Origin of the sequence: Psychroserpens sp. (assembly GCF_047633235.1) — a bacterium.
Taxonomy (GTDB): domain Bacteria; phylum Bacteroidota; class Bacteroidia; order Flavobacteriales; family Flavobacteriaceae; genus Psychroserpens.
The window spans coordinates 108,565-123,949 of record NZ_JBLIET010000004.1 but is presented as its reverse complement, the minus strand read 5'-3'; the positions used below and the strand labels follow the sequence as shown (position 1 = coordinate 123,949).

General features: G+C 33.6%; 13 protein-coding genes. 4 read left to right on the top strand and 9 right to left on the bottom strand.

The genetic code is table 11. From position 1 onward, the window contains the following. Nucleotides 1–909, top strand: coding sequence for a patatin-like phospholipase family protein (locus ACJAZK_RS02365; protein ID WP_415222420.1), 909 nt, complete (start codon nt 1–3; stop codon nt 907–909). A gap of 163 nt (nt 910–1,072) precedes the next feature. Here ACJAZK_RS02365 and ACJAZK_RS02360 read toward each other — a convergent pair whose 3' ends face one another. From ACJAZK_RS02360 to ACJAZK_RS02350, 3 genes are all read right to left on the bottom strand, one after another. Then, a complete protein-coding gene (locus ACJAZK_RS02360; protein WP_415222419.1) occupies nt 1,073–1,591 on the bottom strand; it encodes a hypothetical protein in 519 nt (172 codons plus the stop codon). A 30-nt stretch (nt 1,592–1,621) separates the two neighbouring features. Then, nucleotides 1,622–3,187 (bottom strand): FMN-binding glutamate synthase family protein, encoded by a 1,566-nt coding sequence (locus ACJAZK_RS02355; protein ID WP_415222418.1) that lies wholly within the window; start codon nt 3,185–3,187, stop codon nt 1,622–1,624. 116 nt (nt 3,188–3,303) lie between these two features. Beyond that, on the bottom strand, nt 3,304–4,575 hold the full coding sequence (locus ACJAZK_RS02350) for an amidohydrolase (protein WP_415222417.1): 1,272 nt from the start codon (nt 4,573–4,575) through the stop codon (nt 3,304–3,306). 144 nt (nt 4,576–4,719) lie between these two features. Here ACJAZK_RS02350 and ACJAZK_RS02345 point away from each other — a divergent pair, with 144 nt between their 5' ends. Next, entirely contained in the window at nt 4,720–7,038 is a 2,319-nt protein-coding gene (locus tag ACJAZK_RS02345) for an ATP-dependent helicase (RefSeq protein WP_147231096.1), read from the top strand. A gap of 48 nt (nt 7,039–7,086) precedes the next feature. Here ACJAZK_RS02345 and ACJAZK_RS02340 read toward each other — a convergent pair whose 3' ends face one another. Then, the gene (locus ACJAZK_RS02340; protein ID WP_415222416.1) at nt 7,087–7,953 is read right to left on the bottom strand and encodes an alpha/beta hydrolase fold domain-containing protein; all 867 of its coding nucleotides are present in this window, start codon (nt 7,951–7,953) and stop codon (nt 7,087–7,089) included. 138 nt (nt 7,954–8,091) lie between these two features. Between ACJAZK_RS02340 and ACJAZK_RS02335 the strand changes: the two genes are divergently transcribed. Then, nucleotides 8,092–8,712 (top strand): L-threonylcarbamoyladenylate synthase, encoded by a 621-nt coding sequence (locus ACJAZK_RS02335; protein WP_415222415.1) that lies wholly within the window; start codon nt 8,092–8,094, stop codon nt 8,710–8,712. 224 nt (nt 8,713–8,936) lie between these two features. Here the strand turns inward: ACJAZK_RS02335 and ACJAZK_RS02330 are convergent, their stop codons facing one another. The 3 genes from ACJAZK_RS02330 to ACJAZK_RS02320 all read right to left on the bottom strand — a co-directional run bounded on the left by ACJAZK_RS02330 (nt 8,937) and on the right by ACJAZK_RS02320 (nt 11,354). Then, entirely contained in the window at nt 8,937–9,794 is an 858-nt protein-coding gene (locus ACJAZK_RS02330) for a flagellar motor protein MotB (protein WP_415222414.1), read from the bottom strand. A 122-nt stretch (nt 9,795–9,916) separates the two neighbouring features. Then, nucleotides 9,917–10,897 (bottom strand): glycosyltransferase family 2 protein, encoded by a 981-nt coding sequence (locus ACJAZK_RS02325; protein ID WP_415222413.1) that lies wholly within the window; start codon nt 10,895–10,897, stop codon nt 9,917–9,919. A gap of 1 nt (nt 10,898) precedes the next feature. Beyond that, entirely contained in the window at nt 10,899–11,354 is a 456-nt protein-coding gene (locus ACJAZK_RS02320; protein WP_415222412.1) for a type I restriction enzyme HsdR N-terminal domain-containing protein, read from the bottom strand. 104 nt (nt 11,355–11,458) lie between these two features. On the opposite strand from ACJAZK_RS02320, the gene holA reads away from it, so the two are divergent. Further along, complete coding sequence (gene holA / locus ACJAZK_RS02315) at nt 11,459–12,466, top strand: DNA polymerase III subunit delta (RefSeq protein WP_415222411.1); 1,008 nt, start codon at nt 11,459–11,461, stop codon at nt 12,464–12,466. 1,374 nt (nt 12,467–13,840) lie between these two features. On the opposite strand, the gene ACJAZK_RS02310 is transcribed toward holA, so the two are convergent. Continuing rightward, the gene (locus ACJAZK_RS02310) at nt 13,841–14,734 is read right to left on the bottom strand and encodes a hypothetical protein (protein WP_415222410.1); all 894 of its coding nucleotides are present in this window, start codon (nt 14,732–14,734) and stop codon (nt 13,841–13,843) included. 115 nt (nt 14,735–14,849) lie between these two features. Next, complete coding sequence (locus ACJAZK_RS02305) at nt 14,850–15,320, bottom strand: hypothetical protein (protein ID WP_415222409.1); 471 nt, start codon at nt 15,318–15,320, stop codon at nt 14,850–14,852. Nucleotides 15,321–15,385 lie beyond the last annotated feature (65 nt).

The window sequence follows — 15,385 nt, the reverse complement described above, 5'->3', positions numbered from 1 at the left end:
TTGAGAGCACTAGTGATATCAGGAGGAGGAAGTAAAGGCGCATTTGCAGGAGGGGTTGCGCAATACTTGATAGAAGATCAAGGTCGGCAGTACGACATGTTCTTAGGGACATCAACAGGGAGTTTGCTGGTTAATCACTTGGCCTTAGGCGATATAGGTAAGCTTTATGATGTGTTTACTAATGTGCAGCAACATGATATTTTTAGTATTAGTCCGTTTGTACAGCATCAAAAAGGAGATCGTGAGTATGTGTCCATTGATTTTGTGAACTCACTCTGGCAATTCATAAGACGGAAGCGTACATTCGGGGAAAGCAAGGCTTTAAGACGACATATAAAACGCAATTTCACAAAAGAAGAATACAACAAGATTAAGGAAACAAAGGAAGATGTTGTGGTGACTGTTTCTAATTTATCAATGAATCGTGTAGAGTATAAATCTATTAAAGATTGTACTTATGAGGAGTATTGTAATTGGGTTTGGATTTCATGTAATTACATTCCATTTATGTCTTTAGCAACAGTAAACGGTTATGAATATGCAGATGGTGGTTTGGGCTGTGTTATCCCAATACGCGAAGCTATCTTGAGAGGCGCAACAGAAATTGATGCTATTGTTTTAGAAGCCGAGCAAATGGAGCGCATTAAAGTTTTAGGTAAGAATCCGTTTTCTTTAATGCTCAATCTGTTTGGTCACTTGCTTGATCAAGTTGAGAAAAATGATATCGTGATTGGAAAACTTGCTGCGAAAAACAGAGGTGTAAAGCTTAATTTGTATTATACACCAACAAGCTTAACTGAAAACTCTTTAATTTTTAGTAAACGATTGATGACTAAATGGTGGGAGCAAGGTTATACTTATGCGAAGAAGAAGCATAAGGATGATTCGATTCTAAGACGTAATCAGTAAAAAAAACATCCTTCTTTGTTTTTTCTAGTCAGTAAAATCAATTCATAGTTGCGCGTTTCTTTCACTTTGTTTAAGAACTATTTGAATATGGATAATTGCCTCAGAAGAAGACTGTATTATTTTATTTATAGGACAACGTAATTATAATTAATATATATATTTATTACCAGAGATCAGAGACTTCTTCTTTGATAAAAGAAAGTGCTGCATCACTAGGTGGTCTTTTGTCTATAAGGTTTATTAGAATTACTTCACGAAGTTTATCTGAGCTATCCACTTTATCTGATAAAGTTGCTTTTCTAATCATTTGAATCGTTGCGTTTTTTGCGGTACAAGAGATGCTCCAACATTTGTCTGTAACGTAGATTTGTTGTGCTAAATTATGATCAAATTCTTGTTCAATATTGGCTATAAGTAATGATTCATAATCTTCTTTAATTGAAGATGTTGGAGTTACTCTAACTAGTAGTTTTGAAGGTTTTATTCTTTCTAAGTATAGGGACAAGCGCTCATAAGCTTGAAGGCGCACTGGCAGACTGTCTTTTTGTAAATCTTTTTGAATCAAAAACTCACGTCTTCTATTTTCATTTTCTACAAACTCTCGAAAAAATAAGAAAGCGATTGCACCAGTAATTAAAGCTGGAATTATAAACATTAATAAATTAATTAACTGTTGTTCCATAATTGGTTATTGTTTTTTTTAATGATAAGTTTATTTGTGTTTTCTATTATTTCCACCTAAATACTCACAATCCTTTAAAGACTGCATACCATTAAATGGTACAGGTGTTTTTTTGTATTGATACGTTAAACTGAGCTCAGATGACAAATTGTGATCATGAACGTTTAGTTCAATATCACTCATTTTAAACTGGCAAGGATGCTCGTGGCCAACAGCATGTGTGATTTCTAAAAACTCTTTTCTAAAAGTCTTGAAGTATTGTCCCGCACGTTCAGATTTTAATGGAACATCTATACCGCGTTGTAGCCACTCACTCTGTGTTGCGACACCACTTGGGCACCTGTTTGTATGGCAAACTTTAGCTTGGATACAACCAATGCTCATCATGGCTTCACGAGCAACATTAATAATATCTACACCCATTGAAAAAGCCATAGCCGCTTTGCCTGGAAAGCCCAATTTTCCACTCCCTATAAAAACGATCTGTTTTTCTAATTCTTTTTTCTGAAATAATTTATATAAATCTCCAAATCCATAAACCCAAGGTAAACTTACGTGATCTGCAAAACTTGGAGGTGCAGCACCTGTGCCACCTTCACCACCATCAACAGTAATGAAATCTGGGCCTCTACCCGTGTTTTTCATGATATCAGTAAGCTCTTCCCATTGCTCTAATTTTCCAATAGCCGCTTTTATTCCAACTGGCAGGCCTGTTTCTTCGGCTATGGCTTCAATAAAATCTACCATCTCTGGGATGGTCGAAAATGCTTTATGGTTTGGTGGTGATAAAACGGTTTTGCCAATTTCTACTCCTCTAATCTCTGCAATTTCCTTATTTATTTTCTCACCTGGTAATACACCGCCTTTCCCTGGTTTTGCTCCTTGAGATAATTTAAGTTCAATAGCTCTAACAAAAGGATTGTCTTCAACCAGTTTTTTCATTTTTTCCATAGAAAAATTACCATCTTCTGTTCGTACTCCAAAATAACCAGTTCCAAAATGAAATATAACATCACTACCATTACTGTGATAAGGCGATAAACCACCTTCTCCAGTATTATGATACGCACCAGCTATTTTACAACCTTTATTTAAGGAGTCAATTGCCCTTGCAGACAACGAGCCAAAACTCATAGCAGAAACATTAATTACAGATGCTGGACGAAAAGGTCGTCTTCGTTTGTTGTGCGCTCCAATTACTTTAGCACATGGCAAAAAGTACCGATCCTGAGCATTGACATGGTCATCTTCAACTTTATAAGGAATCATCGCATTATTGATGAATATATGCTGATGTGCGTAGATATCTCGATCAGTACCGAAACCTTCATAATTGTTCTCGCTTTTGGCAGAAGCATAAATCCAACCACGTTCTATGCGATTAAAAGGTAATTCCTCTCTATTGTTGGCTACGAAATATTGTCTTATTTCTGGACCAATACTTTCTAACAGATATCTAAAGTGTCCCACTATTGGATAGTTATGACTAATACTGTGTCGGCGTTGAATTATATCGCGAAGAGCTACAAGGGCCAATCCAATAATAATCCATATCCACCAAGTGATATGAGAAATAAAGTTAAAAAAAGTATCCATAAAGGTCAATTAAGGATGTAAAGATATTTTTTTTAGTCTAAATAAACCCAAAATTAATTTACATAAATAATTTGATGTAAAAAATTGCTTTTGCTCACAAAGGTAGTCCATGCGTTTTATTGATTCAAATAATCCAATGCCAAATGCGTCATAGTTTTAATGCCTAAAAGCATGCTGCTATCATCAATTTTAAAATCTGGAGTATGATGAGGAAAAGATTCTGCGCTTCCAGGAGTCATGCCACCTAAAAAGAAATAAACACCAGGCACGACTTCTTGAAAATACGAGAAATCTTCACCACCAGTAGTTGCTTTTGTTAACACGACATTATCTATACCTGCAGTTTTTTGAAGGGTAGGAAGTACTTGTGCTGTTAAGTCTATATCATTAAATGTAATTGATGTATTGCTTTGGAATGTAACAGTAGCTTCGCCACCATAAGCCTTAGCGATAGATGCTATCATTTCTCGCATGCGCTTTTCAATATGAGCCCTCATTTTTGGATCTAGAGTTCTTACGGTTCCAATCATTTCTGCAGATTCTGGAATAATATTAAAACGTGTACCCGCAGTTATTTTGCCAACAGTAATTACAGCGGCTTCATTAGTGAGTTCAGACTCTCTACTTATTATAGTTTGCAAGCCATCAATAATTTTAGCTGAAATTAATATTGGGTCTACACCAGACCAAGGCTGTGAGCCATGTGTTTGTTTTCCTTTTACATGAATAACAAAACGATCTACCGCAGCCATAATACCACCAGATTTGTATGTGATCATGCCTACTGGAGTATCAGAATTAATATGTAAACCAAAAATAGCATCTACTTTTGGGTTTTCTAGAACACCTTCTTTAATCATTAATGCTGCACCACCTTCTTCTCCAGGAGGTGGGCCTTCTTCTGCTGGTTGGAATATGAATTTTACAGTACCTTTAATTTTGTCTTTATGTTTTGATAGTATTTCTGCTGTAGCCATTAAAATAGCGATGTGTGTATCATGACCACACGCATGCATAACGCCTGTTTTGGTTCCTAAAAATTCCGTTTCTACTTGGCTTTTAAATGGTAGGTCATTACGTTCAGTCACTGGAAGTGCGTCGATATCTGCTCTCAACGCAACTACTTTTCCTGGTTGATCGCCCTTTAATATAGCAACGACTCCTGTTATTGCGACTCCAGTTTGTACCTCTAGACCAAGTGAACTTAAATGTGCGGCAATTTTTTCAGCTGTTTTAAATTCTCTATTTGAGAGTTCTGGGTTTTCATGAAAGTAATGTCTCCATTCTATAACTTTAGATTCAATATTTATAATGTCTTTTTCTAGATCATTTTGTGAGAATGCAGCTAAACTTCCGAAGAAAAAAGATAAAACAATGAGGTAACGCATGTTTAAAAATTTAAGATTAAGCTTAAAGATATTTAAAAAATTGTAAAGTTGGTTTAATGAATGAATTGTTTATAATTATTTATAAAAACGTTTAATAAAAACAGGTGTTTTGGTTAATTTCACGCTTACTAAAAACTGTAGACATTGGAGAAGTATTTAAGTCAGTTAAACGAAGCGCAATATGAGCCAACGGTTCAAGTAGATGGCCCTATGATTATCATAGCAGGTGCAGGATCAGGTAAAACGAGAGTATTGACTTATCGCATTGCGTATTTGATGAGTAAGGGTGTGGATTCATTTAATATTTTGGCCTTGACATTTACCAATAAAGCGGCTAAAGAAATGAAAGGCAGAATTGCCGATATCGTTGGAGATGGCGAAGCAAAAAACCTTTGGATGGGAACATTTCACTCAGTTTTTGCTAAAATCTTACGCTTTGAAGGTCATCATTTAGGCTTTCCTAGTAATTTTACGATTTATGACACTCAGGATTCTCAAAAACTTCTAGGTTCCATTATTAAAGAAATGGGTTTGGAAAAAGACATCTATAAAACCAAGCAGGTATACAGTCGCATATCGTCTTATAAAAACAACTTGGTTACGGTAAAAGCCTATTTTAAAAATCCAGATTTAATTGAAGCAGATACAGCAGCACGACGGCCGAGAATGGGAGAGATCTATAAGAACTATGTAGATCGTTGTTTTAAAGCTGGTGCGATGGATTTTGATGATTTACTATTGCGTACCAACGAATTATTAACGCGTTTTCCAAATGTATTGGCGCAGTATCAAAATAAGTTTAGATATATATTGGTAGATGAGTATCAGGATACCAATCATTCACAGTATTTGATTGTGAGAGCTTTGTCTGATCGTTTTCAAAATATTTGTGTGGTAGGTGATGATGCACAGAGTATTTACGCCTTTCGTGGTGCAAATATCAACAACATCTTAAATTTTCAAAAGGATTATGATGATGTAAAAGTATATCGTTTAGAACAGAATTACCGTTCTACCAAAAATATTGTAGGTGCAGCAAACTCTGTTATTGAACATAACAAAACTAAACTTGATAAAATTGTATGGACTGCAAATACCGAAGGTGAAAAAGTAAAAGTCAATAGATCACTAACCGATGGTGATGAGGGTCGTTTTGTGGCGAGTACCATCATGGAAAACAAAATGAATCATCAATTACCTAATAGTGATTTTGCTGTTTTATATAGAACCAATGCGCAATCGAGAGCTATTGAAGATGCACTTCGCAAACGTGATATTCCATATCAAATTTATGGAGGCTTATCGTTTTATCAACGTAAAGAGATTAAGGATGTTACTGCGTATTTGCGTTTAATATTGAATCCTGCCGATGAAGAGGCGCTTAAACGTATTATCAATTATCCAGCAAGAGGTATTGGACAAACCACTATTGATCGTTTGGTAGTGGCAGCTAATGGCTTTGGTAAAACAATTTTTGAAGTACTTCAACATATTGATGAGGTGGATATTAATATCAATAAAGGGACTAAAAATAAGCTGAGAGATTTCACAACGCTTATCGAGAGCTATCAAGTGATGAATCAAACTGCAAATGCCTTTGAGCTTACAGAGCATGTTACTAAATCTAGCGGATTAATTAGAGAAGTCAATAAAGACGGTACACCAGAAGGTCAAGTACGTTTAGAAAACGTTGAAGAACTTTTAAATGGTATTAAAGACTTTGTAGAAGGTCAAATAGAAATTGCAGATGCAGGAGATTCTTTAGGAGAATTTCTTGAAGATGTCGCGCTCGCTACAGATTTGGATGGTGATAAAGGGGATCCTAACCACGTTGCTATGATGACGATTCACTTGGCGAAAGGTTTAGAATTTTCTCATGTATTCGTCGTTGGTATGGAGGAAGATTTATTCCCAAGTGCTATGAGTATGAATACACGAAGTGAGCTAGAGGAGGAGCGACGTTTGTTTTATGTGGCTTTAACTAGAGCAGAAAATCAGGCCTATTTAACGTATACCTTGTCTCGTTACCGTTGGGGGAAATTGATTGATGCAGAACCTAGTCGATTTATAGAAGAAATAGATGATCAATTTGTAGATATCATCACACCTATAAATGATCCTAGACAAAATCCAATGTTGAGTGCAGATATTTTTGGTGATATTGAGCCGAATCAAATTCGGTTTAAAAAGCCTATTAGACGAAAGTCGGAAAGCAATAAGCCTCCAAAGTTTGTAGCGCCTAAAAATTTAAAACTTGTGTCTAAGTCGAGTCCGCCAGACAAAACTAATCTTTTTGATGGCACGTTGACTGTTGGTAATATTGTGGAGCATAGTCGCTTCGGAAAAGGTGAAGTTCTAAAAATTGAAGGCAAAGGTGCCGATGTTAAGGCTGAAATTAATTTTGAAGTTGGAGGCATTAAGAAGTTACTGCTTCGATTTGCTAAGTTGGATGTTTTAGGATAGGGATTTTAATTAAATCTTAAAATTTCCGAAGAAAAGGAAACATAATGTTTATTCTAAATGTACTTCAGTAAACGCTTTTAACTTTGTCCAAGTATCCAATAGTTCTAGTCCAAACCAGCCATGACCAGCATTTGGGTATAACGTGAATTGATGCGTAACACCAAACTCTGATAATTTAGTTTCCATATCTATGCCTTGGCTTATTGGGATTAGTGGGTCTTGTCCACCATAAAATAAGATTGTTGGTGGAGACGTTGAGGTTACTTGGTGATATGGACTTAGTTCTTCTAAATAGGCTGTAGAAACGTCAATTCCAAATGTGTCAATAATCTCTTGTAATATCGGATCCTCATTTTCTGTGTACGCAGGATCTGTGAAATTTGTAGGTCCTACAATACTTGCTACCATTTGCACATCATTATTTGTGTCAAACGCATAGCTCCAAAGCATTGATAAATGGGCTCCAGCACTAGTGCCTAGAAAGCCAATATCATTAGAAATCACATAGTCGGTTTGATTTGTTTTAAGCATGTTGACAATAGTTGTAATGTCATCTATTTGCATAGGATAGGGTTGATTATCTGTATCTGCTAGTCTATAATTTATATTTACGATAGCTATGTTTGGTAAGTCTTGAAGCATGATATCTTTAAAATCATTCATATCTGATTTATCACCAGATGTCCATCCGCCTCCATGAACTAAAATCATCACTTTAGTATTTATAGTTCGGTTTGCTGGTAGGTAGATATCAAAGACTTGATCATTATCATTTCCATAGGAGACATTCAATTCTTGGCGAAATTCTAAAGAAATTTCATTTTGTGGATCGATAATTAAAGCGTTATCATCTGAACAGGAGAATATTCCGAAGGATATAAAAATTAAGACTAATGTGGTTTTAATAGTTTTCATGTGTGTACACTTATTCTTTTTCAACGTTTACAATCTGTTCGCTATTAATCCTGTTTTTGGCTAATAAAGTTTTTAACATGCTCGTTTCATAATGAAATAATCAATTACTTTGCAAACGTAATTGTAAGGTACATTATTATGGCACAATTGATAAAAATTTATGAGGAGAATCCTAATCCGAAAGAGATTAAGAAAGTAGTTGATGTTTTAAAGCGTGGTGGATTGGTTATTTATCCTACAGATACGGTTTATGGCTTAGGTTGTGATATTACAAATATCAAAGCATTAGAGAAGATTGCAAGAATCAAAGGGGTGAAGCTAGAAAAGTCTAATTTTTCTTTTATTTGTGAAGATTTGAGTAATTTGAGTGACTATGTCAAGCAGATAGACACCTCTACCTTCAAAATATTAAAGCGAGCGCTTCCAGGTCCTTATACTTTTATATTGCCAGGATCAAAAAATTTACCAAATCCTTTTAAGAAACGAAAAACGGTTGGGATTCGTGTGCCAGATAACGCGATAACTATAGAAATTGTAAAACAGCTTGGAAATCCATTAGTATCGACGTCTATACGAGATGAGGATTTTGTCGTTGAATATACCACAGATCCAGAACTAATACTCGAAAAATGGGGTAATCTTGTAGATATTGTGATTGACGGAGGATATGGTGACAATGAAGCCTCTACGGTAATTGATTTATCTGAAGACGAGCCTATAATTGTGAGAGAGGGTAAAGGGAGTTTAGAGATTTTTTAAAACACACAGTGATTGTTGTAGTGTTTTAAAAACTGTTATACAGGTATTTGAAAAGTATTACACTTAGACCATAGAGAATCATGTTTCTCTGGTTTTGAAACGTTTATCTTTAAAAAGATAAAAACTCGTCTAGAACTTCTTTAGACCTCTGCAAATTTCAATGTAACAACAAAAAAGAAGCCCAATATTTCGATTGAGCTTCTTTTACTATTTTTTATTCTGAATTAGTTACCTTGAGATAATGCTTTCATTTCTTCTTCAATCATTTTATAGAATTGGTCAATTTTAGGAAGTACTATTATTCGCGTACGTCTATTTTTAGCTTTATTGCTAGCAGTATCATTTTCCACTAAAGGCACATAAGAGCTACGACCAGCTGCAATTAATTGTTGCGGGTTAACTTGAAGTTCTTCTAAAACTCTAACAACAGATGTTGCACGTTTTACACTTAAATCCCAGTTATCAACTAATACACCTTTAGAATAAGGTACATTATCTGTATGCGATTCAACCATAGCTTCAAAGTCTGGTTTGCTGTTGATGACTTTCGCTACTTTAGCTAATACTTCTTTAGCTCTAGTTGTAACATTATAGCTTCCAGATTGGAATAACAACTTATCTGCAATAGATATAAATACGACACCTTTTTCCACATTTACTTCAATATCTGGATCACTAATTCCAACTGCTTTCTTTAAACTTGAAACAATGGCTAAGGTTACACTATCCTTTTTTGTTAAAGCATCTTGTAGTCTTGTAATTTTTAAATCTCTTTCCTTTAAACTTTCTAAGGACTTTTCTAAGTTATCAGCACCTTTTTGAGTTAAGGTTGTTAGATTTCCCTTTGTATCAATTAAATCTTGGTTTGTTTTACGTAAATCAGATAATTGATCTTTCATTATTTCTACACGCGCCATTGAAGCAGCATTATCAGATAAACAGCTGTTTAATTTCACAGTTGCAGAATTTAACAAATCTTGTGTATCTTTTTGCTTGGTTTCGAGTGCCATAAATTCTTTTTTAGACACACACGACGTCAAAATCAACATCCCAGCAACACTTAATAGCATTAATTTTCTCATAATTATTTTTAAAAATTAGTTATAACCTTCCATTTGTTCATTTCTTGGAACATATCAAAATTAGAGAAAAGAATAATCCCTTCTAGCCTATTTAACTAAAATTTTAACACATTTACTAATATTTAAAACGTATTTCGATTTTTTATGAAGTAAGACCATATAATAGACGTGGTTGGGTAATAATTTTTTTTCTTCGCAAACTGTTTGCGTTCTTTTAAAAGTCTTGGGAGATGCGCATAAAAACTGATATGTGCCTTTATTATAGCCACAAAGTGATTGACTTTTAAATTACATAAGAATTTTAAAGCTGCAATCCCATCGAGAGTTAATCTGGTAAAGATTATTCCGAAAAGAAAACCCTCTACATTTTTAGTGATTGTAAATAAGCTATTTCTAAAATTTAGATAAGTTTTTTTAGGATTTGCCACATTTAATGTGGCACCTCCAACATGATAAACTGTTGATGCACCAACATATTTAGTAATAAAGTTAGCATTGAAAGCTCGCCAACATAAATCAATTTCTTCAAAGTGGGCAAAATAGTTTTCATCAAAACCATGGAGTGCTTCAAAAGTTGATTTTTTAATAAAAAAACAAGCACCAGAAGCCCAGAAAATAGGAGTCGTATCATTATATTGACCGTTATCTTTTTCTACGGTATCAAAAATGCGACCTCTACAGTATGCGTAACCATATTTGTCTATGAATCCGCCTCCTGCACCAGCATATTCAAAATAAGATTTGTTTTTATAGTCTAAAATTTTTGGTTGAATGATAGAAGTTTCGGAATTAGTTTCAAATTCTGAAATAATAGGAGTTAGCCAGTTTGGAGTGACTTCAATATCACTATTTAGCAAACAATACACATCGCCTTGAACATGTTTTAGTGCATCGTTGTACCCTTTAGCATAGCCGCCATTTGTTCTGTTTTTAATGATTTTTATCGTTGGAAATTGGCTAGTCACAAAATCTATAGAATCGTCAGTAGACGCATTGTCTGCAACATAAATATCTGCACCTTCAGAATATTGTATGACAGATGGTAAAAACCGCTCTAACAATTGTTTTCCGTTCCAGTTTAGTATGACGATAGCAATTTTCAATCTAATACTTTGTATTAATGTGCGAAGGAATATCCTTTAAAAACTCATAACGCTCTTCTTTAAAATCCATGATACAATAATAATGATTAATTCCGTTAGTAACCATTAAATAATTGGCATTGAGCGCTAAGTTGTAACGTGCAATTTGATCAAAGGTTGTTTGGTCAATTTTTATTTTGTGTGATTTACATTCTACGACAAGATGTATGCTTCCATCAGAATTGAAAACGACGATATCGTAACGTTTCGATAATCCGTTTACCTTAAGCTCTTTCTCTACATTGATTAATGATTTTGGATAATTTTTATGCTGAATCAAATACTGAACGCAGTGTTGACGCACCCATTCTTCAGGTTGTAGAATGATGAATTTTTTACGAATCTCATCAAAAATAGAAACTTTATTTTCGTTACTTTTGAAACGGAATTCGAACTTAGGGAAATTTAATTCTTGCATCAAGATTAATTCAGATTTTCCTCAAAGTTACTCTACTACACCTGAAAACCAAAAAGCAATTCGTTTTTTGGGATTTGGAATTTTTAATTTGGAATTTTTTAAAATTGGACGACGTAAAACAAATCGTAGCAGATATAAAGAATGGTAATCTCAAGCCCATTTATTTTTTAATGGGAGAAGAGCCTTATTATATAGATGCTATTTCAAATTATATTGAAAAAAACATCCTTGCCGAAGAAGAAAAAGGCTTTAATCAAATGGTGTTGTATGGTAGAGATGTTACCATAGAGGATATTGTGGGCCATGCTAAGCGTTATCCTATGATGGCAGAGCGTCAAGTGGTGATTGTAAAAGAAGCTCAAGATCTATCTCGAACGATTGAACAATTGACTTCTTACATAAGTAATCCGCAACCTTCAACGGTTTTGGTGATGAATTATAAGTATAAAAAGATAGACAAACGTAAGGCGCTTTACAAAGCAATCAAGAAGAATGACGGAGTCGTATTTGAAAGTAAGAAATTGTATGAAAATCAAGTTTCAGACTGGATTCGTCGTGTATTGTCTGGTAAAAATTATACAATATCTCCAAAAGCGTCTCAAATGCTTGTTGAGTTCTTAGGTACAGACTTAAGTAAAATTAATAATGAACTAGAAAAACTTAAAATCGTATTACCTGAAGGCATCCAAATTTCTGCAGAACATATTGAGCAGCATATTGGGATTAGTAAAGATTACAATAATTTTGAATTACGAAAAGCTGTTGGAGCAGGTGATACGTTAAAAGCGTTTAAGATTGTTAAATATTTTGCAGACAATCCAAAGGATAACCCGATGGTGTTAACAGTGTCGCTTTTGTTTGGTTTCTTTTCTCAACTTTTGCATTATCACGGTTTAAATGATAAAAGCCCCAGAAGCGTTGCTTCGGCGTTAAAGATTAATCCTTATTTCGTAAATGAATATGTGGCTGCTGCTCATAATTTCCCTATGCGAAAAGTAAGTCAAGTTATTTCGATCTTGCGTGAATTTGATGTAAGAAGTAAAGGGGTTAATTCTAATGCTGTACCTCAAGGAGATTTGCTTAAAGAGCTTTTGGTTAGAATATTTTCTTAGATATCCATACCTCTTATTACCACAAATATTTTTTTGTTTTCCATTCAATTTTAGATTTCCATTTATTCTCAGAACATTGCCGTCTAATAAATCAACCCAATTATCACTTGTTTTTAATGACCTAACTTTAAAAACTGGTTTTCTATATTGATTTACCCATTCTAAAAAAGCTTTAGAATCCTTTAGGGGGTTAGTATTTGATATGAATCATAGACCTTGTTATACAAGATTTCCGCTTTTTATATGTTTTCGTCATTATAAGTGCGCTTCTATTGGGATAATATAAGAGTCTAACTGTTGCAAAGCTTCGATAATTTTCGGAGTAAAAAAATCAGCCCGACTTTTTTCTTAAGAAATAGTTTTGGCGGTATTAATTTTAACTGTAATTTTTTGCATAAGTTTCTATAAGGCTATTTACGGTAAAAGGCTATTTAGATCATCTAAATAGCCTTTTTATTTTTTGTAATTTACTTCTTTTTTACAGTCTGTATAGAAAGTTATTTACTATTTCGATCGTCTCCTGGTCTTGGAGACTTGAATACGTCCATACCCTCTTCTCTGTGTTCCACTACTTGTTCTTTAATAAAATCACGGAACTCCTTGTTGCTTTGACCCTCCTGTTTGGAGAATTCAGCTACTGTCTTGGTTATTCCTCTTGACTTGGTTATCAAATATGTTGTACTCATATATAATTGTTTTAATTATTAATCGACATGGTACAGGTTTAAAACTGAAATTTTATTAATACTATCTTAAAATCAAGAGATATCTTGTTAATAATAGTCATACTCTTTTAAGAGTTTTATTAAAAGATCCTCTTCTTTAAAACTATTAAATATTGCAATGGACTTAACTATAACAATAATATTGTTTTCATAAGGACCTCTCATTTATAAATTCTTTTTTATTTGTATCGGGTTAAGTTTAAGTATGTCTTGGCATGTTATCCTTGTGAAATCAAAAAAGTAGAAGAGACTACATTTTTCGGCATTAAAATTTCAGAGATATTATTTCTAAGCCTATTTCTAAAACAAGTAGGGAGTTCTCGTTCTCCTTTGGTAACATTTTTTATACCAATGGTATGAATGAAAATTAAACCAACGAACTAAATCTAAAGTTATAGAGTATTTACTAATACTATAATTGGACAAAATTTTTTAACTTGAATGGTATGCGGTGAGGTTAATTTCTTTATCGGTTAGTAGGTAACTGTACAAAATCATAAAATCTTATTTTAGAACTGGTCATTGTTAATAACGGCACGTCGTGTATGGGTAGTTGCGTTTTTAAGCAATTGATTTAGTAAACAAATACGAACCAGAGAAAAACCCATAGATTTTTGAGTATACCTAGAAATAATAACGAGTAAAAATACTAGTTAGTTAAAGCGTCGTTTTCGTATTTGTTATGGATCACTATTATTGCTAATCCAAAAAGAACAGCTACGACAATTAATATAGTACTAATTAACCCGCTTACTCCAAATGACATTCGAATTAAAATTGTTGAAATTACAAATCCAGAGTTTCTAATGATCTTATGAAACTGATCTGTAGAAAAGAAGGAAATTAAAAGCAGGACAACATCTACCAAAATTAGTACCGTAAAGAATTGATCAAAGAATAGATTGTTAATACTTTCAAATGACGGTAATGTGCTAGAATTCACAGAAATTCCTGTAGACCAATCGATAAGTGTATATAACGCGATAGCGAAAAACAATGGCACCAAAATAACAGCAATTAATTTTTTTCTCTCCACAAATCTTTCAATAATAGGTTTAATTTTTGTGTCCTGTGCTACTTTTCGTTTTCCCTGTTTTTGAAATAGAAATATTAAATAAAAGAGTAAAAGAGAAGCCACTAAATCATAAGTAAATTGAAGGTCTCCTTTTATTTCAAACCAATCTGCTGTAAGTTCTAAAGCCGATAAATCTTTAAATAACTTACGTATAATAATAAGTGTTATAATCTGATACTGTTTGGTTATATAAGTGGTAAATGACTTAGGTAGATAGTAAATTAAGAGATAAACCTCATAAATAAGAATAAAAGAAAAAGGGGTATATACAGCTGATATAGGATTCTTTAAAAGGTCTGAGTTTGATGGAAAATCTATAATATCAAATTTCAAAAAATAGATTAGCGCTAAATGGATAAAAAAACTAAATATTGCTACTTTGAGAATGATTTTTTCTGTTTTTTCACGAGTACCCTCTGAGAGTAGTTTATCAAACAGGAATGACACTATTTTATCTTTTTTAGTCATATCGACAAATTTTTCTAGATGTGTTTATGCAGGGTTAGTTGCGTTGGCTGTAACGAAGTTAGTAAAAGAAAACCAACCTTAATAGAGTTCCTGAAATTTAAGAGGTATTTATTTTCTAAAGAGCACTTAATAGTTGATTATAGTCATACTGCAAATCTTCATGTAGGCTGAGTATCTTCTTTGTAATAGCTTCCATATTGCGATCATACAAATTGGTTAATGTTGTATTGCGATGTATAGGCGGTGACATGGCTTTTAGCTTTTTACAAAAATAAAGGAGTAGTTCAACTTCTGTCTCTTTATTGAGAGAATAGCGAATGTACTTTTTAGTATTCCGTAGAATTTTACGAACACTTTTTTTAATATAGAAATAACTATTGGTATTCATACTTGCAAACTGCTCATCAATTTCGGTCTTTACTGTTTCTATATAACCTTCTTCACTATCTGCTTCAAATAATAAATAGGTGAGTAGCTCCTTGTTTTCTTTTTTAAAACGGGAGAGACGCAAACAGAGCTCTGCTAATTCTTCGTTTGATTTGTGTTTGAGTTCTTTTCTTATAGTAACTACTGAAACTGCTTTCATGAATGTATTAAAGTATTTTGTTTGAGTCAATCATTTATTTAAATCCGTCAATGCTTACCTTGAAA

Excerpts from the sequence above, each read along its gene's own strand:
- ACJAZK_RS02350 (WP_415222417.1), bottom strand. The coding sequence starts at position 4,575 with ATGCGTTACCTCATTGTTTTATCTTTTTTCTTCGGAAGTTTAGCTGCA.
- ACJAZK_RS02335 (WP_415222415.1), top strand. The coding sequence starts at position 8,092 with ATGGCACAATTGATAAAAATTTATGAGGAGAATCCTAATCCGAAAGAG.
- ACJAZK_RS02360 (WP_415222419.1), bottom strand. The coding sequence starts at position 1,591 with ATGGAACAACAGTTAATTAATTTATTAATGTTTATAATTCCAGCTTTA.
- ACJAZK_RS02305 (WP_415222409.1), bottom strand. The coding sequence starts at position 15,320 with ATGAAAGCAGTTTCAGTAGTTACTATAAGAAAAGAACTCAAACACAAA.
- ACJAZK_RS02355 (WP_415222418.1), bottom strand. The coding sequence starts at position 3,187 with ATGGATACTTTTTTTAACTTTATTTCTCATATCACTTGGTGGATATGG.
- ACJAZK_RS02340 (WP_415222416.1), bottom strand. The coding sequence starts at position 7,953 with ATGAAAACTATTAAAACCACATTAGTCTTAATTTTTATATCCTTCGGA.
- ACJAZK_RS02330 (WP_415222414.1), bottom strand. The coding sequence starts at position 9,794 with ATGAGAAAATTAATGCTATTAAGTGTTGCTGGGATGTTGATTTTGACG.
- ACJAZK_RS02310 (WP_415222410.1), bottom strand. The coding sequence starts at position 14,734 with ATGACTAAAAAAGATAAAATAGTGTCATTCCTGTTTGATAAACTACTC.
- ACJAZK_RS02320 (WP_415222412.1), bottom strand. The coding sequence starts at position 11,354 with ATGCAAGAATTAAATTTCCCTAAGTTCGAATTCCGTTTCAAAAGTAAC.